The organism is Streptomyces sp. NPDC056948 (assembly GCF_042674225.1).
Taxonomy (GTDB): Bacteria; Actinomycetota; Actinomycetes; order Streptomycetales; family Streptomycetaceae; genus Streptomyces; species Streptomyces purpurascens.
Genome location: NZ_JBHUQX010000107.1, coordinates 1 through 23,291, shown reverse-complemented (window position 1 = coordinate 23,291; position 23,291 = coordinate 1). Strand labels below are relative to the sequence as shown.

Below are 23,291 nucleotides of genomic sequence, written 5' to 3'. Positions count from 1 at the left end.
ACCTTGAGGGTGCCGCCGACGAAACCGCCCGCACCTCCGCTCGCCATGCTGTTGCCGGCTCCGCCCTCGCCCCAGACCCGTACGTTGAGCTGTGTCACACCCGACGGCACCTTGAACTCCTGCGCGCCGTCCGTCGGGACGAACAGGCGGCAGCCGGAGAAGCCCTCCGTCGGCCCGCACGCCTTCCCGGCGGGCACGGCGGCACCGGCGGCCGAAACCCCCGTCAGAGCCGTCCCCCCGGTCAGCGCCAGCAGCGTCAACGCGGCCGCGCCGCGCCGGAATCTGGTCCGGCGCGGCACAACGGAATCGTGATGCATCAAGAAAACTCCCCAACTTGTCACAAGCTCCCCCCCAGGGAGCCATGAAATACTCGATCAGAATCGAACAAGACCAGTGGGACAGCTGATCAAACCCGGGGCTGTCGGTCAACCGAGAATGGTTGATTCCGGACGGTCGGCGGGGGCCGCGATGCGCAGGGCCTCCACCAGCTCCCGGTACAGCGTGTCCGTGGCGAGCAGTTCCCCGTGGCCGCCCCGGGCGCGGACCCGGCCCGCCTCCATCACCACGATGGTGTCCGCGTCGATCACGGTCGACAGCCGGTGGGCGATCGTGACCACGGCACCCGTGGCCGCGCGGGCGCGGACGCAACTCTGCACGGCGGCCTCGGTCAGCCCGTCGAGCTGGGCCGTCGCCTCGTCCAGGAGCAGCACGTCCGGTGTGCGCAACAGGGCCCGGGCCAGGGCGATGCGCTGCCGCTCGCCGCCCGACACGGCCGTGCCGGACAGGGGCGTGTCGAGTCCGTCGTCCAGGGCGTCGACCTTCTCGGCCAGCCGTACCTCGTCCAGGACCCGCCGCAGTTCCGCGTCCGTCGCGTCCGGGCGGGACAGCAGGAGGTTGTCGCGGATCGTCCCGGGCACGACCGGCGTGTCCTGCTCGACGTACGCCAGGCGCGACCGGATCTCGTCGTGGCTGTGGTCGCGGTAGGGGCGGCCGTCCAGGAGCAGTTCGCCGCCGGTCGGCTCCAGGAAGCGCAGCACCAGGGAGAACAGAGTCGTCTTGCCCGCGCCCGAGGGCCCGACGATCGCGGTGTGCCCGTGCCGCGGGATGACCAGATCGACGCCGCGCACCGCCGGTTTCGCGTCGGGGCCGTAGGCAGCGGTGACGTCCCTCAGTTCCAGTACGGGGGTGTCCTGTACGGGCGTGTTCCGTACGGCCGCCTCCCGAACAGGAACATCCCGCACGACCCCGTCTCCCTCCTCCGAGTCCAGGTCGTCCGTCTCCCGGATCCGCTCCGCCGCCGCGATCCCGGACTGGAGCGCGGTGATGTTCTGGCTGAGTTCGCTGATCGGGTCCATCAGCCCGAACGCGTAGAGCAGGAACGCGATGAGCCTGGAGACCTCGAGGTCCCCCTCGGCGACCCGCCAGGCGCCCACTCCCAGGACCAGGATGATCGCCAACTCGATGCCTGCCAGCGCGATCGTCCAGGCCAGGGCCTCGCGGCGGTTCGCGCGGACGCCGTGCTCGGCGGAGACGCGCGCGTCGGCCACGATGCGTTCGGCCGTGCGGTCCTCGGCCCGGCCGGCCTTCACCGTGCGGATCGCGCGCAGCGCGCCCTCCAGATTGCCGCCGAGCCGTCCGAGGTGGTCCTGGGCGCGCTGCTGCGCGGTCGCGATCCCGGGCATGAGGACGCCGAACAGGACGGCGACCACCGCCACCGCAGCCGCGACCGTGCCCAGCAGCACCAGGTCGAGGACGCCCATGAGGACGAGGGTCCCGAAGAGCATGACCACGGCGTTGATCAGGCCGACCGGGGCGCCGGTGGCGGCCTGGTGCAGCAGGACCGTGTCGGAGGTGACGCGGGTGACGAGTTCGCCGGGCGGGCGCCGGGTGACGGCGGGGACGGTGGCCCGCAGGAAACGCCGCACCATCGACTCACGGGCCCGGAGCACCACACGCTCGCCCAGTTCGCCGAGCAGCGTCCACTGCCAGTACATGACGGCACTGCCGACCACCAGCAGGACCAGCAGGGCCACCAGCGGCCCCCGCAGCGAGTCCGAACCGCCGAGCGCGTCGAGCACGCCCTTCGTGACCATCGGGGTGGCCAGCCCCATCCCGGACCCCACCAGCGCGAGGACGAGGGCCAGGGCCAGGGAGCGCTGGTGGGGCCGGGCGAACGACCAGAGGATCCGCAGCCGCGGAACGGACACCTTGCGAGACGTGCCTTCCGGAACAGTCATGATGCCGAGTGGAACATCAGTGTTCCATTACGGTCAAGAGATTTTCATCATGGGAGACGCGCTACCGTATGCGCATGGTTGAGGAGCGGAGCGGGGCGGCCGAGAGCGGAACCCGGGCACGCACGCGGCGCGCCATCATCGACGCCGCCATCGGCCTGCTGGCCGGTGACCCGACCGCGTCGCTCGGCGACGTCGCCGCGGCGGCGGGTGTGGGGCGTACGACCGTCCACCGCTACTTCCCCGAGCGCTCCGACCTGCTCACGGCCATCGGCACGGACATCCTGGAGAAGGTCGAGGCGGCGACCGATCGCGCCCGGCTCGACGACGGCCCGGCCGCCAAGGCCCTGGAGCGGCTCTGCCAGGAGTACTTCGAGCTCGGCGACGGCCTCACGCTGATGTTCGAGACGCCGCAGCTCGCGACCTGGTCCGGCTGGGACGAGGAGACCGCCGCCGACCAGCACTTCCTGCACACGGTCCGGCGCGGGCACACGGACGGCAGCATCGACTCCGAGCTGGACGACGAGTGGGTCCGCAACCTGGTCTGGTCCCTGCTGTACTCGGCCTGGGCGCACACCCGCACCGCCGGCGCCTCGAAGCACTCCGCCATGACGCTGTGCCTGCACACCCTGCGCAAGGCCATCGCCCCGTAGCTCCCGCCGTGTTGGGGATTTCTTCGTCACGTCCGACTCATTGACGGCGCGCGGCTCCCAGCCCTACCGTCTGGCCGAATTGCCGAACCTGGTTCGTGATATCGAACGCGCTCGTGATATCGAACGCGTCTGACCCGCTGCACTCCGTACCCCGACGGAAGGCCGAGCCCCCATGACCTCCACCCCCCGCAGACCCTCCCGCCGCCATGTCCTCGGCATGGCCGCGACCGTGCCGCTCGCTCTGACCACCGACTTGGCCCTGGGCGCCGGCGGGGCCCGCGCGGCGACGGGCCCGGCGTATGTGATGGCCTCCTTCACCGAGTCCCCGAACGGGCTCGGCACCGACTACGGCCTGCATCTCGCCGTCAGCCTCGACGGCCTGGAGTGGACGCCGCTGAACCAGAACAGGCCGGTGGTCACGCCCACCCAGGGCGCCGGCGGTCTGCGCGACCCGTTCGTGCTGCGCAAGCAGGACGGCACGTTCGTCGTGCTGGCCACCGACCTGAAGGGCACCGACTGGAGCCGCAACAGCCAGTACATCCACGTCTGGGACTCCGCCGACCTGCGCTCCCTCACCGGCTACCGCCTGCTGAAGCTGCACGACATGACCACCCACAGCTGGGCCCCGGAGGCCTTCTGGGACGCCTCACGCGGGCAGTACGGGGTCGTCTACTCGTCGGTCAACGCGAGCGGCCACAACGTGCTGATGGTCAACTACACGACCGACTTCCGTACGGTGTCCGCGCCCCAGGTCTTCTTCGACCCGGGCTACGACGTGATCGACGGCAGCTTCGCCCTCGGCGTCGGCGGCACGAACTACATGTACTTCAAGGACAGTTCGAAGCAGACCCTGGTCGGCGCCCGGTCCGCGACCCTCGCCCCGGGTAGCTGGCAGGTCTTCAGCACGCCGGCGGCCCACGGCGGCACCGAGGCCCCGATCCTGATGCGGTCGCAGTCGACCGGCACCTGGTACCTCTGGGGCGACACCTACACGCCCAACGGCGTCTTCTACGCCTGGCAGACCACCGACCTGGCCTCCGGCACCTGGACGCCGGTCGACCAGCGCCGCTACACCCAGCCGGTGAACTCCAAGCACGGCAGCATCGCGCCGCTCACGGGCACGCAGTACGACAACCTCCTCGCGCACTGGGGAGCCCCTGCCTGGAACCGGCTGAAGTCGTACAACCACCCGGACCGCTACGTCCGTCACGCCGGTTTCGCGGGCCGGATCGACCCCTACCCCTTCGACCCGTACACCGACGCCCAGTGGAAGCTCGTCCCCGGCCTCGCCGACGCGTCCGGGGTGTCCTTCCAGTCGGTCAACTACCCGGAGCGGTATCTGCGGCACTACGACTACGCGCTGCGGCTCGACGTCAACGACGGCACCGCGGCGTTCTCCGGGGACGCCACGTTCCACAAGGTCGCCGGGCTCGCGGACGCGGGCTGGACGTCGTTCCGCTCGCACAACAACCCGACGCGCTACATCCGCCACTCCGGCTACGCCCTGCGCATCGACCCCGTCTCCACCGCCACGGACCGGGCGGACGCGACGTTCCGTATCGGCTACTGACCCGCGGTCGAGATCGGTCGAGCGGGAAGGCGGGAAGGCCGGGCCGGGCTCCCGAGCGGCACACGCGGGGACGCGTCGGCCCGGACCGGCCTTCCACTGCCCGCAATCTGCCACCCGGCACCGCACACCGCCTCCCGGGAAGGCCCGAACGAGGACGGGGGGGGCCGGGGACGGCGGGGTGAGGACTCCGGATCGCGCCTGGGATGATGCGTGCATGTCGATCCTCGCCACGCTCGCGGTGCTGGCTCTCGCCGCCCTCCACGCCTACATCCTGGTGCTGGAGATGTTCCTGTGGACCACTCCACGCGCCCGCGCCGCCTTCGGCACCACCGCCGAGTTCGCGGCGGAGACCAAGGCCCTGGCCGCCAACCAGGGCCTCTACAACGGCTTCCTCGCGGCCGGCCTGCTGTGGGGCGCGGTGGCGTCCGACCCGGTGGGCTTCCAGGTCTCGGTGTTCTTCCTGGTGTGCGTGGCGGTCGCGGGGGTCTACGGCGCGGCCACCGCCAGCCGGAAGATCCTCTTCGTGCAGACCGTCCCGGCACTGGTCGCCCTCGCCTTGGTGCTGCTCGCGCACTGAGCGGCGGGGCCGGGCGTCACTCGCCCTGCGCGACGGCCCGCTCCATGAGCAGCTCCGCCTCCGCCTCGGCCGTCGCGGACGGCACCACCAGCAGGTCGTAGCGGCCCCGGCCGAGCGCGAGCAGACAGGCGGTGTGAGGCGCGGTGGGCGAGTCGGCGCGGCCCACGTGCACCGTGCACCCGGCGACGACCATCCGCTCCGGGCAGTCCTGCCAGATGCCCCCGTGGACCAGGACGCTGCTGATACGCCCCCAGGCGCGCGGCAGCACGCCCAGCAGTCCGGTCAGCTCCCGCGCCAGGTCGTCCGAGCGGGGCCACCACGCCCCGTCGATACGGCGTGCCGTACGGCCGAAGCGCGTGGGCTCGGCGAGCCGCAGCCGGACGTCCCGCGGTGCGGGGAGCGGCGGCGGGGACGAGGAGGCGGACGTCATCGGGGCTCCTGCTGCGAACGGGGGGCGTGGCCAGGAGACCGTTCAGCCACCGGTTGCGCCATACCCCCGGTCTCTCCACCGTACGCCGCGGGGCGGTGCGGGGGCCGGGGCCGTCCGCACCGCCCGCCGGGTACCGGTCAGAGGCCGTAGCGGTTCTTCAGATGGCGCCAGAAGTCACGCGCCATCCACTTGTCGAACTCGGTGATCTGCGTGGCGCTGCCCGCCTTCATCAGGAAGCAGCACTGGCCGGTCGGCGACCAGTCGTAGAAGTCGTCGAGGCCGAAGGTGTGGCCGACCTCGTGCAGGTAGATGTGGATGTTCTCCTGGTTCAGGGCGCCGGTGAAGTACTCCTGGCCCATGCGCTGGCCCCAGTCGCCGCCCGCGCCGCCGCCGAAGCCCTTCGTCAGCCACAGCGACTGGTCGTAGTGGCGGGCGGCGCCGCCCGGACACTTCGAATAGTTGCCGTCCTGGTGGAAGAAGCGGCCGCAGTCCGGGGCGCACTGCGGGGCGCCGCCGCCGTCGAGATTGCCGGCGTAGATGTCGACGGAGTTGTCGGTCCACTGGAGGGTGGAGCGGTTCTTGACGGCCCAGCCGACGATGTTGACCGGGACATTGGTGTACGGCCAGGCGTTGTGCCCCTTGCCGTTCTCGGTCATGGCCGTCATCCACTTGCCGAACTGCTTCTTCAGCGCCGCGTGGATCCGGTCGCGCAGGGCGGCGCTGACCGGGGCGTCGGACTCCCAGCGGACGCAGTAGTTGACGCTGCCCCGGTTGGCCATGACCTGGTCCCAGCCGTAGTTCCGGAAGCCGTACAGGTTCGGGTAGGTCGTCTCCACGTGCCGCCAGACCTCGTTCAGGGGCTGGACGAGGTTCGCGGGCGGGTTCCACTCGTCGGCGGCCTGCGCCTTGCCGTTCGCCATGCCGGGCGTGGCGAAGACCGCGGCTAAGACGGCGAGCACGGTGATCAGTCGCGCGAGATGTCTGCGCATGGTGATCTCCCTCGTGTGGGGGGACGGGGTATCACCGTCAGGTCGTCGCCGGCGCGGCAGAGGTTGCCCACTTTTTACCGACGGACATTCCGGGCGCTTTATGGCAATCCGTCGGCGATACTCGGAGTATGAAAACGGCCACGTATGAACTGCTGGCGGCGTCGTCGGATCACGCGATCGCCGTGGCCATCGCCTTCGTCTGCGGGCTGATCGTGGCCTGCGCGCTGATCTGGGGCGTACGGGTCGGGATGCGGGTCATGGACAAGGACACCCACCACCCCGGCCTGGAGGAACAACCACACGTCCCGGACGGCGGGCCGGTCCACGAGATGCGCGAGAGGCGCGAGCCCGACGAGATGCCGATCACGACGCAGGACGGCGACCGGATCCTGCCCCACGACCTCCACCACGCGAGCACCAGGACGGGCAAGGACCAGAACCCGCGCCGTTGGTCGCCCGGATCCAGCGGATCCTTCGGCGGCGGCGGCCTCGGACGCACGTGACGCCTATGGCCGCCCGCCACCGGACACGCTGCAGGACGGCCGGAGCGGCGCTGGCGCTCGCCCTGGCCGCCGTGCTCACCGGCTGCAACGGCGGCTACGACAGCCCCTCGGACACCGCGAGCAAGGCGGAGTCGGCGGTCGAGTCGGCCACGGCGGAGGCCCAGCGCCGGCTGGACGACATCCAGGACGGCGTCGACGTCAAGGGTGATGTGAAGGCCGGTCCTACCACCGTCGGCTCCGACGGCCGGGCCCGGACCGAGGTCACTGTGAACAACACCGACGACGCGGCCCGGTCCTTCGCCGTCCAGGTGAACTTCACCGACTCCGGGAACCAACTGATCGACACGGTCATCGTCACGGTGAACCAGGTGCAGCCGAACCACACCGCCACAGCCACCGCCCGCAGCACGCACGACCTCTCCGGCAAGGTCCAGTCCGACATCGCCCGCGCCGTGCGCTACTGACCTGCGCCACCCGCCGGAAGGGCCGGGGCCGACGGGCACGCCCAGGTGCCGTCGCGGGCCGCGGTGGTCGCACAGGCCTCGCGGTCGTCCTTGTCACGGACGGTGACCCGGGCACCGGGGTGCGCCTGGCCGGCGATCAGCGGTACGCCGGACAGCGGACGGGTCAGCGTCGGCCCGGCCAGACCCACGGTGACAGAACACCGGCCGACGGCCCGCCGTACGCCGCGCGCGTCGATGATCCGCAGGACGCAGTCCCACAGCCGGCTGCCGGGCGCGGCGCCCGCGGGCATTCCCACAGGTGGCACGCCCTGCTCGCCCACGCGGGCGACCCCACGCCCCATAGGGGCGCGGGGAACTGCGCGACCAGCCACGACGCCGCCGCAGCCAAACGACCACGGGGCCACGCCCCAAAGGGGCGCGGGGAACTGCGCCACCAGCCACGACGCAAGCCGCAGACGAACCACGACGGGGCCACGCCCCAAAGGGGCGCGGGGAACTGCGCGACCAGCCACGACGCCGCCGCAGACGAACCAACACGGCCCCACCCAGCGGAGCGCTCAGCGGCCGAGCCACACCGTCGTGTCCGGCCCGACCTGCCCGTCCTCCAGGGGCGCACTGCTCAGCAGCACCTCACCGGCCGGCAGCGGCACCGCCGTACCGGACAGGTTCGTCACGCACCGCCAGCCCTCACTGCGGTCGAACCTGAGCACCCCGTCCGGAGCGTCCGGCGCCCAGGTCAGCTCCTCTCCGGCAAGGAGCTTGCGGCGCAGCCTGAGGGCCGTGCGGTACAGCTCCAGGGTGGAACCCTCCACCCCGTCCTGGGCCTCGACGGCGTACGCGGCGAAGCCGGACGGCTGCGGCAGCCAGGCACCGCCCGGCCCGAAGCCGTACGACGGTCCGGCCGTCGTCCACGGCAGCGGCACCCGGCAGCCGTCGCGGCCCTTGCGGACGTGGCCCGTCTGCTCCCAGATCGGGTCCTGGAGCACCTCGGTGGGCAGGTCGGCGACCTCGGGCAGGCCGAGTTCCTCGCCCTGGTAGACGTACGCCGAGCCGGGCAGCGCCAGCATCAGCAGGGTGGCCGCCCGGGCCCGGCGCAGACCGGCCGCCTCGTCTACGGCCGGGGCATGACCGCCGGACAGGAGCCAGGCGTTGAGGTCGGTGCCGGGTGGCAGCATCAGCCGGGAGGCGTGGCGTACGACGTCGTGGTTGGAGAGCACCCAGGTGGCCGAGGCCCCGGCAGCCCGGGCGGTCTCGAGCGAGTCGACGATGACCTGCCTCAGCTCCCCGGCGCCCCAACCGGCCTCCAGATACTCGAAGTTGAAGGCCTGCCCCAGCTCGTCCGGACGGGCGTACAGCGCACGCCTGGCGCCCGGCACCCAGGCCTCGGCGACGGCCATGCGCGGCGGGCGGTAGGCGTCGAGGATCTTGCGCCAGTCGCGGTAGATCTCGTGCACGTCGTCACGGTCGTAGAGGGGGTGCGTGCCGGGCGGCAGGCCGGTGAGCGCCTCCTCGCCGCCCGACGCGTGCGTGCCGAGGTCGCGCAGGGGTTCGCTCAGGTCCTTGACCAGGGCATGGGCGACGTCGATGCGGAAGCCGTCGACCCCGCGGTCGGACCAGAAGCGCAGGGTGGTGCGGTAGTCGGCGCGGACCTCCTGGTTCTCCCAGTTGAGGTCGGGCTGCTCGGGGGCGAACAGGTGCAGGTACCACTGCCCGTCGGGGACGCGCTTCCAGGCGCTGCCGCCGAAGACGGACTGCCAGTCGGTGGGCGGGAGTCCGCCGTGCTCACCGCGGCCGTCGCGGAAGACGTAACGGTCGCGGGCCGCCGAGCCGGGCCCGGCGGCGAGGGCCTCCTGGAACCAGACGTGCTGGTGCGAGGAGTGGTTGGGCACGATGTCGACGATGACCTTCAGACCGAGGCGGTGCGCCTCGGCGACCAGGGCGTCGAAGTCGTCGAGGGTGCCCAGGCGGGGGTCGACGTCCCTGGGGTCGGCGACGTCGTAGCCGCCGTCGGCGAGCTCGGACGGGTAGAAGGGGCTCAGCCACAGGGCGTCCACGCCCAGGGCCGCGAGGTGGGTGAGGCGGCGGGTGATGCCGCGCAGGTCTCCGAGTCCGTCGCCGTCGGCGTCGGCGAAGCTGCGGGGATAGACCTGGTAGACGACGGCCTGCCGCCACCAGTCGGGATCCCGGGACGACAGGTCGAGAGTGGAGCGATCGGTCACGCGGTCTCCTTCGCAGGGCATACGGGCGACAGCATTGAATCTGTCCAGAATGCCGGAAAAAGGAAACATCGGGGTGGTCGGAGTGATCCATTCCTGCTGTGATGAAAGTGTGATGGAGGAGTAACTCCCTTTGCATACCCGCAGGTTGACAGCGTGCTGCGGCGCCGCGACGATGAGGTCGCACTGTGGCGCATGTGACCAATGAGCCCAGTGTTTCTCAGACCACTCACCCCGGTACGGCCGGCCGCCGCGTGCTGCCCTGCTGCCGTCACCCGGGTTCCGGCACACGCCAAGAAATGGGATCGCATGTCCATAGCGAGACGTGTCACCGCGCGACGCCTGCTGGGGACGGGCGCCGCCACCCTCGCCCTCTGCGCCGCCTCCGCCACCACCGCGTTCGCGCACGGTACGCCCGGTGGCGACGGCTGGTCGTCCGGCGGCAGCTACAAGCCCGGGACGGGCGCGGGGACGGAGACCGGCACCGACCGCTGCCAGTTCTCGCTCGACGGCACGAATTTCCACGACTCGGTGAAGGTCGACGACCAGAACCTGAAGCCGACCGAGGACGGCAAGGTCCACATCAAGGTCCGCACCGCCGGTGACGCGGCGACCTGCACGGCCTCCCTGGCCTCCTACCTCGCCCACGGCGCGACCTTCGGGACCTCGGGCGAGCAGGTGTTCGTCGACTTCGACACGGTGACGGTCAAGCCGGGCTCCACCGAGTCGCTCGACATCGCCATCCCGGACAAGGGCTGCTTCGGGCAGATCGACCTCTACCGGGGCGCGGTGAAGTTCGACGGCGAGCTCGACGCGAAGGACGGCTTCGAGCACGGCGAGCTGCCCAAGGGCCCGGACCGCCCGGTCATCAAGGACAAGCTGATCGCGGCCTGGAACGGCGGCACGGAGGACTGCACGAAGACGCCCCCGCCGGCTCAGACGCCGCCCCCGTCCAGCCCGCCGGCCAGCCCCTCGGAGCCGCCGGCCGAGCAGTCGACGCCGCCGGCCCCCTCGGAGCCGTCCGAGCCCTCGTCCCCGCCCGCGACGGACACGCCCACCCCGTCCGAGTCCGAGTCCTCGACGCCCCCGGCCCCCAAGCCGAACGGCGGTGGCGGCGACCTCGCCGAGACCGGCGCGAACAGCAGCACCGGCCCGATCGCCTTCGGCGCGGCGGCCCTGCTGGCGGGCGGCGCGGCGATGATGATCGTCACCCGCCGCCGCACGGCGAAGCGCAACGCCTCCGGCGCCTGAGCCGGACGGCTCCTGAGCGCCTGAGCCAGGCCACCCCACTCCCCGCCCTGCCGTCACCCCTCCAAGCCTGCGGCAGGGCGGGGTTCGTCGTCAGACGACCTCTGCCATCTCGCTCTGCAGACTGGTCGCCTTCTGCAGCAAGCTCCGCATGACGACCATCAGCATCGCGAACGCCGCCCCCACGGCGACTCCCGCCGTCGCGGTGGCCAGGGCGCTCTCGACGTCCATGCCGTCGCCGGGAGAGGGGATCTCGGCGACGGCCAGATGCCCGGCGACCCCGAGCGCCAGGACGGTCGCCACGACCGAGGCGCCGATGATGACGTCGACCCACCGGAAGGCCCGCGGCGTGAAGATCGCGTCCCGCTGCACCATCGTGAGCAGCATCCACACGGCGACGAGCGCGACCTGTACGCAGACGACCCCCACGATCGCCACGGCCGCATAGGGCGTGGCGAACGGTGCGTAGGGCGGGAAACGGTCGACCTCGTCGGCCGCCGTCGTCGGTATGACCACGAACTGCCCGAAGAGCCCGGCCAGGACGGCGAAGGCGATACCGGCCCGGAGCGCGACGATGAGGAAGCCATTCATTTATCGATTCTCGATCGATATCGATCGAAAGTCAATCGATCCCCGTGCAATCCCCCTGTGCAATCCCGGTGCCCGCTTCCGCGCTACAGCGTCTCCAGGTACAGGTTGACGTACCGCTCCACGTCCACGTCCAACGCCACGTCCACCAGGGGCTGTTCGCGCACGCCCTCGTGGATCTCGGACTCACCGGGGCGCGGGCGGCGGTCGACGATCGTCTGGCCGCGGGCGGGGCCGGGGGCGAGGACGACCTCGACCGGCAGGGCCTCGGTGGTGATGCCCTTCGGGTCGACGACCGCGCAGATCGCACCCGCGTCGCCGAGGCCCCCCATGGGCGTGGGGTCGCCGGAAGTCGCCGGGTCGCGGTGGGCGAGCAGCTCACCGGCCAGCCGCATACTCGGTTCCGCGCTCGTGCGCAGCCGCTGCACCTCCCCGGCGGGCACCAGGACCCGCTTGAACACGTCCAGGCCGTACATCGTGATCGGCACCCCCGCGGTGAGCAGGACCGCGGCGGCCTCCGGGTCGTGCCACACGTTGAACTCCGCGACCGGCGTGGCGTTCCCGGTCGCCACCGCGCCGCCCATGAACACGATCCGCTCGATGTTGCGGGTCACCTCGGGGTGCGTCCGCAGCAGCAGCGCGATGTTCGTCAGGGGCGCGGTGGGGATGAGCGTGACCGGCCTCGGCGAGGCGAGGATCTCGCGGCGCAGCAGCGTCACCGCGTCCACGTCGACCGGCACCCGGGTCGGCGCGGGCAGCCCCAGATCCCCCATGCCGTCCTGCCCGTGCACATGCCGCGCCGTCCGCACGGGCTCGATCAGCGGCCGCTCGGCGCCCCGGGCCACGGGGATGTCACCGGCACCGGCCACCTCCAGCACGGTCAGGGTGTTGCGGACGACTCCGTCCACGTCGGTGTTCCCGGCCACGCAGGTGATCGCGCGTACGTCGAGCGCCGGGTGCCGTACGGCGAACAGCAGGGCGAGGGCGTCGTCGACGCCGGTGTCACAGTCGATGATCACCGGGATGGGCTGACCGTCCGTCACGGCGAGGGCTCCTTCCACTGGTCCCGGGCTGGGCTCCGTACGAGCGACCCTACGCGCCCCTCGAACGGGCGAACCGACGCCGGGGCGCACACGGGAAGGACGTAGGGAGACGGCAGGGAGTACGACAGCAGAGCCAGCCGAGGACGACAGGAGAGACGCCATGCCGGAACACGGTCCCGCCCAGCAGCAGCCCACCACCGAGCTCGACCCCCGCTACAGCTCCGCGCTCAACCCCCGCCCGGGCGCCTCGGGCGTCACCGCCACCGAGTGGGACGAGGCGCAGCGGCGGCTGGGGGCCGCCGAGATCTTCTGGGTGTCCACGGTCCGGCCCGACGGCAGGCTGCACGTCACGCCCGTCATCGCCGCCTGGCACGACGGGGTGCTGTACTTCTCCACCGGCCGGCAGGAGCAGAAGGCCAAGAACCTCGAGCGGGACGCCCACTGCGCGCTGACCACCGGCGCGAACTCCCTCACCGAGGGCTTCGACCTGGTGGTCGAGGGCAGGGCGCGCCCGGTCGCCGACCCGGCACTGCTGGAGGAGGTGATCGCGGCGTACGAGGAACAGTACGGGCCGCACATCACCTCCCCCGAGGGCACCTTCCACGGCATCGGCGACGCGTTCCGCAAGGGCGACGACATCGTGTACGCGGTCGCCCCGGACACGGCCTACGGCTTCGGCCGGGACAACGGCGTCTACTCCCACACGCGTTGGTCGTTCTGACCTACGCGTAGGTCGTGCTGAGCCCGTCCTACGCCCGGTCCCACAGCTCGGTGCCGCGGGACGCCACCCGGGCGGCGATCCGCCGCAGCAGTTCGCCGGCGGGGAGGGCAGGGGGCCGGTGGCCGTCTCGCAGGCGTGGGGACGCGAGGTCCGCCGCGGCCTCCCGTTGTCCGATCACCGCCTGGTACGGGACCAGCCGGGCCGCCCGGATGCGGGCGCCGAGGGTGCCCTGTTCGGGGCCTGCCACCTCGGCGCGCAGGCCGAGTTCGCGGGCCCGGTCGGCCAGGGCGTGGGCGTTGTCCGCCTGGTCCTCCGCGACCGGCAGGACGACGAGCTGCACCGGCGCCAGCCATGCCGGGAACGCGCCGCCGTGTGTCTCCAGGAGGTGCGCCACCGCGCGTTCCACGCTGCCGATGATGCTGCGGTGCACCATGACCGGGCGGTGCTTCGCCCCGTCCGCGCCGATGTAGTGCAGGTCGAAGCGTTCGGGCTGGTGGAAGTCGATCTGGACGGTGGACAGGGTGCTCTCGCGGCCGGCCGGATCGGTGATCTGTACGTCGATCTTGGGGCCGTAGAACGCGGCCTCGCCCTCGGCGGCCTCGTAGGGGGTGCCGGAGCCGTCCAGGACCTCCCGGAGCAGGGCGGTGGCCCGCCGCCACAGCTCCGGGTCGGCCACGTACTTGCCGCCCTCGCCGGGCAGCGAGAGACGGTGGCGGGACGCGCGGATGCCCAGATCCTCGTAGGCGCGGCCGATCAGCTCCAGCGCGGATCGCGCCTCCTCGACGGCCTGTTCCAGGGTGCAGAAGATGTGCGCGTCGTTGAGGGTGATGGCCCGCACCCGGGTCAGCCCGCCGAGGACACCGGAAAGCTCCGAGCGGTACATGCCGCCCAACTCGGCCATCCGGAGGGGGAGTTCGCGGTAACTGTGGGAGCGGGAACGGTAGATGAGGGCGTGGTGGGGGCAGAGGCTGGGGCGCAGCAGGACCTGTTCCGCGCCCAGGTCCATCGGCGGGAACATGTCGTCGCCGTAGTGGTCCCAGTGCCCGGAGATCTCGTACAGCTCGCGTTTGCCGAGGGCGGGCGAGTACACGTGCCGGTAGCCGGCCCGCCGTTCCGCCTCGAGGATGTACTCCTCCAGGGTGTGCCGCACGACCGCCCCGTCGGGCAGCCAGTACGGCAGCCCGGCGCCCATCAGCGGGTCGGTGTCGAAGAGGTTCAGTTCGCGGCCGAGCCGGCGGTGGTCGTGCATGGTGGTCTCCCTCGGATCTGAGGCGAGCACCACGCGACGAAGCCCCGGGGCACTCGCCCCGGGGCTTCGGACATCTGGGTCAGCTGTCAGCGCGCCGGGACACTCTCCGGCGTCGTCGTGAGAGACGGGAACGGCTGGGCGCGCTGCATGGGCGGGACCGTAACAGGGCCTCGGCGCCCGGGCGACGGAATTTCCGCGCCGGAACCCCTCGGCACCCCCCTGTCGGCCCCGCACCCGCGCTGCCCGTCCTCACCCGAACAGCCCGTCGCACTGGTGTGCCGCCCGTCGTGGTGGTGCCGTATGAGCACAGACCCGATCTCGGAGAGCCCGCCCGCCAGAAGGCGCCTCCACATGAGCCCCGCGCAGGAGGCACCCCCGATGACGCACCCTCCGGCCACCGCCCGTGTCCTCCTCGCCTCCGCGCTGTCCGTGACCGGACTGCTGACCACGGCCGCCTGTTCCTTCGAGAACGAGACGCGGCCACGGTGGTTCTCCGCCTCCGCCCCCGCCACGGCCGTCTCGCCCGCCGGCGAGCAGCCCGCCGGCTCCGGGGCCGCGCTCACCGAGGCCCAGGCCCAGGCCGCGCTGATCACGGAGGCCGACCTGGGCGAACCGTGGGGGCCGACGCGGGGTGCCAGGACCTGGCGGGACGGGCTGCTCAAGGCGACCACGGAGAAGCGGGACTGCCAGCGGCTGCTCGACGCCCTCTACGCCGAGGACCTCTTCGGCACACCGAAGGGCACGCACGCGGTGTCCGCGCTCGACGACGCCGACACCGACGCCCAGTTGCGCTACCAGGTCGCCGCCCACCGCCCGGCGGACGTCGACCGCGCCCTCGGCTGGATGAAGTCGCTGCCGCGCACGTGCGGGCAGTTCATGGCCGCGACCACGCGCGGCGGCGTCCAGACCGTCGAGGTCAGCAGGATGCCGCTGCCTCCGGTGGGGAACGCCCGCCAGGCCCTGCGCGTGACGCTGGCCGGCGAGACGGAGGAGGGGGAGCTGACGTACCTCACCATGGACCTCGCCGCCGCACGCGTCGGCGAGGAGGCCATCACCGTCACCAACGCCGGCCTGGACGAGGTGCACGCGGAGGTCACGCAGCAGACCGTGCAGCTCGGGGTGCAGCGGCTGACCGATCTCAGGAAGCAGGGCCGGGCGCAGATCTGACTGCTCCCCCTGATCCCGTCCGTTCCCGTCAGTCCCGTCAGTCCCGTTCGAAGCGTGTGCGGTGGGCGAGCACGTCGCGTGCCGTGTCGAGGGCCGTGCACCCGCGCGCGAAGGCGTCCGCCCGCAGCCGCGCGAGCGCGTCGTCCGCACCGACGCCGAGCTGCGCCATGATCATGCCGACGGCCTGGTAGACCTCGTCGTGGTCCGCGGCCAGCCCGCTCAGCCAGGCCTCCCCGTCCCGCGCCTCGGGCTCGTCCCCGCGCGCCAGCGCCGTCAGGGCCACCGTCATGACACCGGCCACGAGCCGGGCCACGTGCAACTGGCGGGCGGTGAGCCCGCCCGGGCTGTCGCGGTACAGGTCGAGGGTGCCCACATACACCGCCTCACTGCCCAGCGGTACCGCGTACACCGCACGCACCCCGGCCGCCGTAGCCTCCTGGGCGAAGACCGGCCAGCGTCCGGCGTCGCGGCCCGTCGCCAGGTCGCAGGCGAGCACGGGCGTGCCTGCCTCCACGGCGCTCTGGCAGGGGCCGTCGCCCAGCGTCGCCTGGATCTGCGCCAGGTGCGCGGCCCGCGCGTTGCTGGCGCTGAGCTGCACGGGCATGCCGTCGCTGCGCAGCGACACGCTCGCGCCGACCACCGGCAGCAGCTCGACCGCGACCTCGCACAGCCGCCCCGGAACCTCACCGGGCTCGGCACCCCGCACGCCCTCGGCGATCACATCGGCGGCCCGGATCCCGTCCAGGTCCAGGTCACCGCCGGTGCGACGAGGGCCGGGATCGCCACCGGGGTCGTCCCTGGGCCGCACGACAACCGCCTCCTTCGATCACTCCGGCGTACAGCGGGGAGGCTTAGGGCTACTGGGCCTGTTCGGGCGGGCCGGTGAGCGTGGCCGACCGTGGGCGCCGCGCGCCTGGCGGGCCGGTCGGCATCACACGCCCGTCGGCCGGACCCGCGCGCTCCGGAAGACCTCCCGGAATCGTGCCCCGACTACCCGTCACAGAAGGGGCGAAACCCCCGCTCAGCGCTTCTCGTACGGGTTGTCCGGCTGCGGCACCCGGCGTACGGAGGTGACGTCGAGGACCGGCGGCCATGCGGAGTCCGAGCCCAGCTCGCCCCTGGGATGCCAGGTGCCGGTGACCGTGACCCAGGTGTCGACGGGCGGGGCGTCGGCGCCGCGCACCTCGGCCTTGCCGGTCGTGGCGTCGGCGGCGCAGCAGGAGACGAGGAGCCGGGTGACGTACCAGGTGCCGTCGGCGTCGCGGGTGACGAAGCCGGTGAGCCGGACCGTACGTCCTTTCAGCGAGCGGCTGCTGTCGTAGACCGCCCGGGAGCCGAACTCTCCGAGGGCGAGGTCGAGGGGGTTCTCGGACGGCAGCGCCGGGAAGCTGCCGACGCCCTGGGCCGCCCGCTGGGCCGCCTCGCGCTCCGCGCTGTAGGACCCGAGGGCGGGCGGCGGGAACAGCAGCAGGGCCAGGGCGGGGAGAGCGAGGAGCCAGGCGACCCGGGGACCGGCGGGGCCGTGGGTGTGCCCGTCATGCTCCTCCTCGCGCCCGCCACTCTCCTCGCGCCCGCCACTCTCCTCGTGCCCGCCACTCTCCTCGTGCCCGTCAAGCTCCCCCGCAGTGCGCACCACCACCCCCACCACCACAGCCAGCAGCACCAGCCCCACGCCCGACGCCACCAGGTACGGCCGCAACCCCGCCTGGACGTACCGCAGGTACAGCTCGCTGAAGAGGGACACCCGCAGGATCGCCGCGCCGACGAGGGCGAGCAGGACGGCCGGTCCGTAGCGCCTCACAGCAGCCACCACCCCACCAGGACGCTGCTCGCCACGGCCACCAGCCAGGTCGCGGAGGAGAACCGCAGCGCGAAGGCCCTGCCGAACGTGCCCGTCTGGAGGGCGATCAGCTTCAGGTCCACCATCGGCCCGACCACCATGAACGCCAGCCGAGCGGTGGGCGAGAAGCCGCTCAGCGACGCCGCCACGAACGCGTCGGCCTCACTGCACACGCACAGCGCGACCGCCAGCACGGCGAGCAGCAGCACGGACAGCCAGGCCGACCCCGTGAACACCTCCAGGAGCGACCTCGGCACGACGATGTTGAAGGTCGCAGCGGCCGCCGCCCCGAGCACCAGGAAACCGCCCGCGTGCAGGAAGTCGTGCTGGAGCCCGGAGACGAAGGCGCGCGGTCCGCCACCCGGCGCGGGACCGCCGCTCCGCTTCGGCGGCCGCAGCCACTCCTCCCGCCCGAACCGCGCCCACAGCCAGCCCATCACCACGGCCGTGGCGAGCGAGGCGACCAGCCGGCCGAGGACCATCTCCGGCTGCCCGGGAAAGGCGATCGAGGTCGCCACGAGCACGACGGGGTTGATCGCGGGCGCCGACAGCAGGAAGGCGAGCGCGGCGGCCGGGGCGACACCCCGCCGCATCAGACTGCTCGCCACCGGCACGGACGCGCACTCGCAGCCGGGCAGGACGACCCCCGCCGCGCCCGCGACCGGCACGGCGAGCGCCGTACGGCGGGGCAGGAGACGGGTGAAGACCCGCTCGGGCACGAACGCGCCGATCGCCGCCGACACGACCGTGCCGAGCAGCAGGAAGGGCACGCCCTGGACGGCGATCGCGGTGAACACCGTCCACCAGGCCGCGACCGGCGGGGTGTAGAGATCGAGCGCGAGCAGCGGCCCGAGCACCGACACCACCGTCACGATGGCGATCAGCGCGGCGCCGCCGAGGACGGTGTACACGAGCGCGCGCAGGCCCACCCGTAGCCCGTAGACCACAGTCCGCTGATTCGCCACGTGCCCCGCCGCCCCGGTCGTTCACATCCCGGGAGGAGGCTAACCCGCACGACTGTGCGAGGTCCTTGGTTCTCCGAAGAGGGGTCTGTGCGTCGCGCGCTGCCAGAGACGGCTTCCTCGCCGGGCGCAAACACAGGATCTGACCGACGACGTCAGGTTCGCCTACTCATACGGATTCGCCGAGAAGTCGGGGCGTTCACTTGGAAAGTCGCTCGGGAAGAACGGGATGCGCAGCGATCCGGTGAGCAGATGAAGAACCGTGGCCGTCGAACTCACAGGTGAGACAACAGCGCCGATCTGACCAGCCTGGATGATCACCGTGGGCCAGCGCTCGGGTTCTCCCGCGGCGATCCACGCCAGCACGTCGGCGTTGTCTGTCACTCCCCATTGGACGAGATGATCGGAGGTGGACCGATATTCCTCGAGAACACGACTCAAATGGTTCGGCGTCTTTTCACGGAGAATGGATCGCAGTTGGTAAGTACTGTCGGTGATGTCGAGATTGCTGTTCGGTGCGCCGTCCGCGAAGACCCATACGAACTCGTCGAAGCAACCGACGCCATAGGTTCGAATCAACTCGCGATGGCTGGCCGGAGCGACCTGGGCGGGGTGCGCCAATGCCTCCCGCCTCACTGAAGCGGGGTGGGGCGGAGGGGGGCACAATGTGGCGAGGTGACGCAAGTCCTTTGCGGTGATTTCGTCCCCCATCATCGACATTCCTCTCTCACAGGTTGGGGAGCCTTCTGTTGAACGACCAGCCGAAGTCATCGACAGCTTCGATGAGGACATGGCTGGGAACATTCCCCCCGTTGGCATACTCGGGGGTGACGCTCATCGTGACAGTGTTCCCCGACGATCTCACATGATCTGCAATGATGTCTTCGGCTGTTGAAATGGGCCCGTTGTTCTGAGCGGACCCCTGCGTGACGATGTTTCTCATATCCCTTCCGTCGCCCCCGAACTGCTGGCCGATCAGATGTCCCCGAGAGTGGCCTGCGGCGCCACCCTGGAAACCTGGTGGAGCGTATCGGGCACCACGTCCCGGCGGGCTGCCGATAAGATTGTTCGCAGCATCGTCAAGGGTTTGAGGTGTCACTACCGCATAGGCGGGACCCCGTTGACCATTTGGGGCGATCTCACTGTAATAGGGACTCAACCCGAGGAGGTCGACCCCGGTGTGGGGATTAGCGACGTAGGTGACTGGATTGGGTGCGGGAGCTAGTCCGAGAGGGTCAGGAGTGAGATATCGAGCCGTCTCGGGATCGTAATGACGGAAATAGTTGTAGTGCAGGCCGGTCTCGGGGTCGTAGTACTGACCGGGAAAGCGAAGCGGCGTGTAACTGGAGGCATCAGCATTCCACGCCGTGACACCCCAGAGCGTGGCACGTGTGCGCCAGGCAACGTGTCCGTCCTCGTCGACCAACTCTGTCGGCGTACCGACAAGGTCGGTGACGATCGAGAAGAACCGGGAGTCGACTTCCTCCTGAGATGCGTCAGCTGTGACTATGCGTTCCGTCTGCGCGATGGGCTGGATGCCGTCGTGGTCCCAAGTCGTCGAGACCGGGTGCGGCAGAGACGGTGCCATCGTGGTCTGTTCGCACAGAATGACGCCGTCCCAGGTGAAGTCCGTCTGCTCCACGACCGCCTGGCCGTCGGCGTCCAAGCGCTGCTTGGCGATGCGCCGTCCGAGCGGGTCGTAGAGGTAGCGCCAGCAGCTCCCGTCCGGTGTCCTGACAGACGTCAGTCGGTTCTCCGAGTCCCAGGTGTAGCGCCAGGACTCAGGCTTGCGGGAAAGGTGCTTCCTCTGCCGGAGCACGACACGTCCCAAGGCGTCGTACTCGTATCGGGTATCACCGGCCCGAGTGACCTTGGTGCCGGAGTATGCACGAGGACCGGTTGCCTGCCCGCCGGGATGCCGGGCGGGCCAGGACGCGGACGCCAGGTTGCCTGCCTCGTCGTACGTGTAGCGCTCGGACCAGTTCGAGGCGCGGACCGCCGTGACGCGGTGCGCCGCGTCCAGGTCGAAGCGGCGGCTACCGGAAAGGGAGTCCTCGATACCGATGAGGTTGCCGTCATCGGCATAGGCGTAGGAACGGCCGATCGGTGTGTCGTCTCCCTGGGACAGCTCCTGCGCGGTGAGCCGGCCGAGACCGTCGTACACCTGGGTAAGAATTCCCTGGTCACCGATGTGCCGGTTGGTTTCCAGCCCGGACCAGTCGTGCCGAAAACGCAGCGTGCGGCCCGAAGCGTCGAGCACCGAGCGGTTTCCCGCCCCGTCGTAAGTCCATCGGCTGGAAGCCCCGGACGGCGTCGTCCGCTGAGCGACCCTCCCCAACCGGTCGTACGCGTACACGAGACGCTTGCCGTTCACCGTCTCGCACTCGACGCGTCCGTTGGAGTCACGGAGCAGGGTGAGTTCCGCATCGGGGCCCGTCGCTGAGACCAGCTGCCGGTTCAGGTCGTAGCTGAACCGCGTGATCTGTCCGTCGCTGGTTTTCGCGATCAGGTCGCCGATGGCGTCGTACGTGTAGTGGACGGTGTGACCGAGAACGTCGGTGCGTGAGGTGAGGCGTCCGGCACCGTCGTATGCGTACGTGAGCGTCCGATCGTCGAAGTCGGTCTCCGCGAGGAGGCGTCCGGCCGCATCGTGTTCATAGGTCCATGTCAGTCCCTGCGGATTGACGACCTGGGTGAGGCGCAGGCTGTGATCGTGGACGAATTCGTAGCGCGCTCCATCGGGGCCTGTACGCGCCGAGGGAAGGTCGAAGTGGGTGTATTCGAAGCGGGTTGTCGCCCCCGTGGGGGTGGTGTGGCTGACACAGTTCCCCTCGCCGTCGTATGACCAAGATTCGATGGCGTCGTCGGCTGTGGTCCGACGTGTCAGGCGGCCTTCGACCGTCCATGTCAGGCAGGTGGCCCCACCCAGCGGATCGACGTACTTCGTGACCCTGCCGAAGGCGTCGCGTTCCCAGGTGGTGGTGGCTCCGAGCGGGTCGGTCATAGCCACGGGGAGGCCAGCCGCGTCACACCGCACGGTCCTGGCGTTGCCAAGAGCGTCGACGACCTCTGTGACACGGCCCATCGCATCGTAGGTGAACTGTGTGGTCGTGCCCGCCGGATCCGTCATGGCCGTGCAGTTGCCGCGCGCGTCATATGCGCGGCGCCAGTTGAGACCGTCGGGTCGGCTGATGGTGGTGAGTTGCCCATGAGGGCCGTACTCGAAGCGGAAGGGGACGCCATCCGGCCGGCGCACCTCGGTGGGGCGACCGACTTCATCACGGACGAGTGCCGTGCTGTGACCGAGCTCGTCCGTGCGGGACACGATGTGATGGTTGTCGTCGTAGGCCATGCGCACTGTGCCGCCGAGCGGGTCCGTCTCGGCGACGACCTGACTGTTTCCATTGATGACGAAGCGTGTCGTGACACCTTCGGCGCTGGTGAGCGTGGTGATGCTGCAGTCGGGCCAGGCGGGGTCAGTGCCGTCGTAGTCGAGGCTGATGGCGATGTGACCGGCTTCGCCGCCCTCTGTGACGCACCGGTCGCGGTCGTCGTAGCCGTAGGAGTAGCTGCGGTGGTTCGTATCAGTCCACGACGTGATGCGTAGCCGTTCGTCGTAGGTGAACCGCAACGGCTGATCACAGGAGTTGACGGTCTCTGTGAGGTTGCCGTCGGTGTAGCCGTAGCGCTTGAGGACGACGTCTGAGCCGTACTCGGCTGCGTCGGCCAGGCTGAGAGCGGTGACGCGGCCCTCGTCGACGGCGATTTTGAGGTGGTAGCCGCCAGAGTGGCGAATGGCGACTGGGGTGCCGTACTCGTCGTAGTCGAAAGTGATCGTGTGCTGATTGCGGTCGGTGATGACGGCCAGAAGGGCGATGCCGTCTGCGGTGGGGCGGGCGAAGCGGCGTGTCTGGCCGGTGAGCGGATCATCGATCCGAACATCACCGTCTTCCAGACGGGTCAGCGGCCACCGCGGGCCTGCTTCGGGCAGCACCGGTATCTGCGGGGCGGCGGGCAGAGGATAGGCGAGCAGCAGGCCTTCCTCGGTGACATAGAGAATGCGGTCCTCATCGACCTCCAGCCTCTGGTCGATGGTGGATGCCCAGGTTGGTCCGAACCACCAGCCGCAGCGGTAGTCGGAGGCCGTACGGCGAGTGAAGGACAGTGGAAGGTTCCCAGGGAGTTCCACGTCGATCTGAGGGAGGTACATGGCGCCTGTGGCCATGTCGACGGGGTCACTGCCCGTGGATCGGACGACGTTCTTGACACGGTTGTATGCGCCCTTCGCGCCGTCCGCGATCATGCCCTTGGCATTCTTCGCCAGACCTCGCGTGCTCAGGGCCATGCCCTTGAGCCCCACGCTGCCCAGGCCCTTGAGCCCCTTGGCGAGTCCGCCGAGCGTGGTCAGGCCCTTCATGCCGGGTATGCAGTCCAGGGCCGCGAATCCGACATCCCATAGGGACGCCTGTCCCTTGGAGTATTTGTAGAGCGTGTCGGCGAGGACGACAGCGGCGGCGATCAGCACGATCGCGCCCAGGATCGGCCCCCCGATGATCATCGCCACGATCCCGACGACCGCGACGACGACCTTGCACACCGCCACGATGGTGTCCCAGTTGTCGACGAACCAGTCGCCGACCTCCTCCCACCACGACCGGTTCTGAATACCCGCGTCGGAGGCCTCGTCGATCTTCGACTTCGCCTCGCGAGCGGCCTCATCACGCATCGTGCGCGCGTCCGCCGCCATCTTCTTCGCCGCAGCGAGGGCGTCCTGCGCGTCGGAGACATCCGACTGCGCCTTCGACTGGGCCGACTTCGCGTGCTGCACATCCCGGGT

At 70.6% G+C, this 23,291-nt stretch carries 21 protein-coding genes and 1 pseudogene; 8 read left to right on the top strand and 14 right to left on the bottom strand.

The features are described from left to right. Positions 1–299, bottom strand: a pseudogene (locus ACFTZL_RS16230) (hypothetical protein); the annotation flags it as partial. A 126-nt stretch (positions 300–425) separates the two neighbouring features. After that, positions 426–2,237, bottom strand: a complete 1,812-nt coding sequence (locus tag ACFTZL_RS16225; protein ID WP_382582329.1) for an ABC transporter ATP-binding protein — start codon at positions 2,235–2,237, stop codon at positions 426–428. A 74-nt stretch (positions 2,238–2,311) separates the two neighbouring features. Between ACFTZL_RS16225 and ACFTZL_RS16220 the strand changes: the two genes are divergently transcribed. The 3 genes from ACFTZL_RS16220 (at position 2,312) to ACFTZL_RS16210 (ending at position 5,034) form a co-directional block, all read left to right on the top strand. Continuing rightward, positions 2,312–2,887: a TetR/AcrR family transcriptional regulator gene (locus ACFTZL_RS16220; RefSeq protein WP_382582327.1), complete on the top strand. Its 576-nt coding sequence runs from the start codon at positions 2,312–2,314 to the stop codon at positions 2,885–2,887. 172 nt (positions 2,888–3,059) lie between these two features. Then, the gene (locus tag ACFTZL_RS16215) at positions 3,060–4,457 is read left to right on the top strand and encodes a glycoside hydrolase family 43 protein (protein WP_382582324.1); all 1,398 of its coding nucleotides are present in this window, start codon (positions 3,060–3,062) and stop codon (positions 4,455–4,457) included. Positions 4,458–4,671: 214 nt separating this feature from the next. After that, a complete protein-coding gene (locus tag ACFTZL_RS16210) occupies positions 4,672–5,034 on the top strand; it encodes a DUF1304 domain-containing protein (RefSeq protein WP_382582321.1) in 363 nt (120 codons plus the stop codon). A 16-nt stretch (positions 5,035–5,050) separates the two neighbouring features. On the opposite strand, the gene ACFTZL_RS16205 is transcribed toward ACFTZL_RS16210, so the two are convergent. Further along, on the bottom strand, positions 5,051–5,464 hold the full coding sequence (locus tag ACFTZL_RS16205) for a DUF5994 family protein (RefSeq protein WP_382582319.1): 414 nt from the start codon (positions 5,462–5,464) through the stop codon (positions 5,051–5,053). A 137-nt stretch (positions 5,465–5,601) separates the two neighbouring features. Further along, on the bottom strand, positions 5,602–6,453 hold the full coding sequence (locus ACFTZL_RS16200) for a hypothetical protein (RefSeq protein ID WP_382582317.1): 852 nt from the start codon (positions 6,451–6,453) through the stop codon (positions 5,602–5,604). Between the two features lie 128 nt (positions 6,454–6,581). On the opposite strand from ACFTZL_RS16200, the gene ACFTZL_RS16195 reads away from it, so the two are divergent. Together ACFTZL_RS16195 and ACFTZL_RS16190 are read left to right on the top strand one after the other, a co-directional pair. Continuing rightward, a complete protein-coding gene (locus tag ACFTZL_RS16195) occupies positions 6,582–6,956 on the top strand; it encodes a DUF6479 family protein (protein WP_382582314.1) in 375 nt (124 codons plus the stop codon). A 5-nt stretch (positions 6,957–6,961) separates the two neighbouring features. Then, the gene (locus ACFTZL_RS16190) at positions 6,962–7,420 is read left to right on the top strand and encodes a hypothetical protein (RefSeq protein WP_382582311.1); all 459 of its coding nucleotides are present in this window, start codon (positions 6,962–6,964) and stop codon (positions 7,418–7,420) included. On the opposite strand, the gene ACFTZL_RS16185 is transcribed toward ACFTZL_RS16190, so the two are convergent. Together ACFTZL_RS16185 and ACFTZL_RS16180 are read right to left on the bottom strand one after the other, a co-directional pair. After that, positions 7,414–7,725, bottom strand: coding sequence for a hypothetical protein (locus tag ACFTZL_RS16185; RefSeq protein WP_382582308.1), 312 nt, complete (start codon positions 7,723–7,725; stop codon positions 7,414–7,416). The genes ACFTZL_RS16190 and ACFTZL_RS16185 overlap by 7 nt on opposite strands. 252 nt (positions 7,726–7,977) lie before the next feature. Continuing rightward, the gene (locus ACFTZL_RS16180) at positions 7,978–9,660 is read right to left on the bottom strand and encodes a glycoside hydrolase family 13 protein (RefSeq protein ID WP_382582305.1); all 1,683 of its coding nucleotides are present in this window, start codon (positions 9,658–9,660) and stop codon (positions 7,978–7,980) included. A gap of 285 nt (positions 9,661–9,945) precedes the next feature. On the opposite strand from ACFTZL_RS16180, the gene ACFTZL_RS16175 reads away from it, so the two are divergent. Beyond that, entirely contained in the window at positions 9,946–10,887 is a 942-nt protein-coding gene (locus tag ACFTZL_RS16175) for an LAETG motif-containing sortase-dependent surface protein (protein WP_382582302.1), read from the top strand. Positions 10,888–10,977: 90 nt separating this feature from the next. On the opposite strand, the gene ACFTZL_RS16170 is transcribed toward ACFTZL_RS16175, so the two are convergent. Continuing rightward, a complete protein-coding gene (locus ACFTZL_RS16170; RefSeq protein ID WP_382582299.1) occupies positions 10,978–11,475 on the bottom strand; it encodes a DUF2975 domain-containing protein in 498 nt (165 codons plus the stop codon). An 83-nt stretch (positions 11,476–11,558) separates the two neighbouring features. Next, the gene (locus tag ACFTZL_RS16165; RefSeq protein ID WP_382582296.1) at positions 11,559–12,515 is read right to left on the bottom strand and encodes a nucleoside hydrolase; all 957 of its coding nucleotides are present in this window, start codon (positions 12,513–12,515) and stop codon (positions 11,559–11,561) included. A gap of 160 nt (positions 12,516–12,675) precedes the next feature. Between ACFTZL_RS16165 and ACFTZL_RS16160 the strand changes: the two genes are divergently transcribed. Then, entirely contained in the window at positions 12,676–13,236 is a 561-nt protein-coding gene (locus ACFTZL_RS16160) for a pyridoxamine 5'-phosphate oxidase family protein (RefSeq protein WP_382582293.1), read from the top strand. A gap of 28 nt (positions 13,237–13,264) precedes the next feature. Here ACFTZL_RS16160 and thrS read toward each other — a convergent pair whose 3' ends face one another. Next, positions 13,265–14,485, bottom strand: a complete 1,221-nt coding sequence (gene thrS, locus ACFTZL_RS16155; RefSeq protein WP_382582290.1) for a threonine--tRNA ligase — start codon at positions 14,483–14,485, stop codon at positions 13,265–13,267. A 378-nt stretch (positions 14,486–14,863) separates the two neighbouring features. On the opposite strand from thrS, the gene ACFTZL_RS16150 reads away from it, so the two are divergent. Further along, positions 14,864–15,652, top strand: a complete 789-nt coding sequence (locus ACFTZL_RS16150) for a hypothetical protein (protein ID WP_382582287.1) — start codon at positions 14,864–14,866, stop codon at positions 15,650–15,652. A 37-nt stretch (positions 15,653–15,689) separates the two neighbouring features. Here the strand turns inward: ACFTZL_RS16150 and ACFTZL_RS16145 are convergent, their stop codons facing one another. The 5 genes from ACFTZL_RS16145 to ACFTZL_RS16125 all read right to left on the bottom strand — a co-directional run bounded on the left by ACFTZL_RS16145 (position 15,690) and on the right by ACFTZL_RS16125 (position 23,282). Beyond that, positions 15,690–16,460, bottom strand: a complete 771-nt coding sequence (locus tag ACFTZL_RS16145; RefSeq protein ID WP_382582284.1) for a GAF and ANTAR domain-containing protein — start codon at positions 16,458–16,460, stop codon at positions 15,690–15,692. A 213-nt stretch (positions 16,461–16,673) separates the two neighbouring features. Further along, on the bottom strand, positions 16,674–17,453 hold the full coding sequence (locus tag ACFTZL_RS16140; protein WP_382582332.1) for a TIGR03943 family putative permease subunit: 780 nt from the start codon (positions 17,451–17,453) through the stop codon (positions 16,674–16,676). After that, on the bottom strand, positions 17,450–18,457 hold the full coding sequence (locus ACFTZL_RS16135) for a permease (RefSeq protein ID WP_382582281.1): 1,008 nt from the start codon (positions 18,455–18,457) through the stop codon (positions 17,450–17,452). Before ACFTZL_RS16135 ends, ACFTZL_RS16140 begins: the two co-directional genes overlap by 4 nt. Positions 18,458–18,619: 162 nt before the next feature. After that, a complete protein-coding gene (locus ACFTZL_RS16130; protein ID WP_382582278.1) occupies positions 18,620–19,168 on the bottom strand; it encodes a hypothetical protein in 549 nt (182 codons plus the stop codon). A 13-nt stretch (positions 19,169–19,181) separates the two neighbouring features. Beyond that, positions 19,182–23,282 (bottom strand): DUF6531 domain-containing protein, encoded by a 4,101-nt coding sequence (locus ACFTZL_RS16125; protein ID WP_382582276.1) that lies wholly within the window; start codon positions 23,280–23,282, stop codon positions 19,182–19,184. Between the last annotated feature and the right edge of the window lie 9 nt (positions 23,283–23,291).

Coding starts and splice junctions, on each gene's coding strand:
- ACFTZL_RS16225 (WP_382582329.1), bottom strand. CDS start 2,237: ATGACTGTTCCGGAAGGCACGTCTCGCAAGGTGTCCGTTCCGCGGCTG.
- ACFTZL_RS16220 (WP_382582327.1), top strand. CDS start 2,312: ATGGTTGAGGAGCGGAGCGGGGCGGCCGAGAGCGGAACCCGGGCACGC.
- ACFTZL_RS16215 (WP_382582324.1), top strand. CDS start 3,060: ATGACCTCCACCCCCCGCAGACCCTCCCGCCGCCATGTCCTCGGCATG.
- ACFTZL_RS16210 (WP_382582321.1), top strand. CDS start 4,672: ATGTCGATCCTCGCCACGCTCGCGGTGCTGGCTCTCGCCGCCCTCCAC.
- ACFTZL_RS16205 (WP_382582319.1), bottom strand. CDS start 5,464: ATGACGTCCGCCTCCTCGTCCCCGCCGCCGCTCCCCGCACCGCGGGAC.
- ACFTZL_RS16200 (WP_382582317.1), bottom strand. CDS start 6,453: ATGCGCAGACATCTCGCGCGACTGATCACCGTGCTCGCCGTCTTAGCC.
- ACFTZL_RS16195 (WP_382582314.1), top strand. CDS start 6,582: ATGAAAACGGCCACGTATGAACTGCTGGCGGCGTCGTCGGATCACGCG.
- ACFTZL_RS16190 (WP_382582311.1), top strand. CDS start 6,962: ATGGCCGCCCGCCACCGGACACGCTGCAGGACGGCCGGAGCGGCGCTG.
- ACFTZL_RS16180 (WP_382582305.1), bottom strand. CDS start 9,660: ATGCCCTGCGAAGGAGACCGCGTGACCGATCGCTCCACTCTCGACCTG.
- ACFTZL_RS16175 (WP_382582302.1), top strand. CDS start 9,946: ATGTCCATAGCGAGACGTGTCACCGCGCGACGCCTGCTGGGGACGGGC.
- ACFTZL_RS16170 (WP_382582299.1), bottom strand. CDS start 11,475: ATGAATGGCTTCCTCATCGTCGCGCTCCGGGCCGGTATCGCCTTCGCC.
- ACFTZL_RS16160 (WP_382582293.1), top strand. CDS start 12,676: ATGCCGGAACACGGTCCCGCCCAGCAGCAGCCCACCACCGAGCTCGAC.
- thrS (WP_382582290.1), bottom strand. CDS start 14,485: ATGCACGACCACCGCCGGCTCGGCCGCGAACTGAACCTCTTCGACACC.
- ACFTZL_RS16150 (WP_382582287.1), top strand. CDS start 14,864: ATGACGCACCCTCCGGCCACCGCCCGTGTCCTCCTCGCCTCCGCGCTG.
- ACFTZL_RS16130 (WP_382582278.1), bottom strand. CDS start 19,168: ATGATGGGGGACGAAATCACCGCAAAGGACTTGCGTCACCTCGCCACA.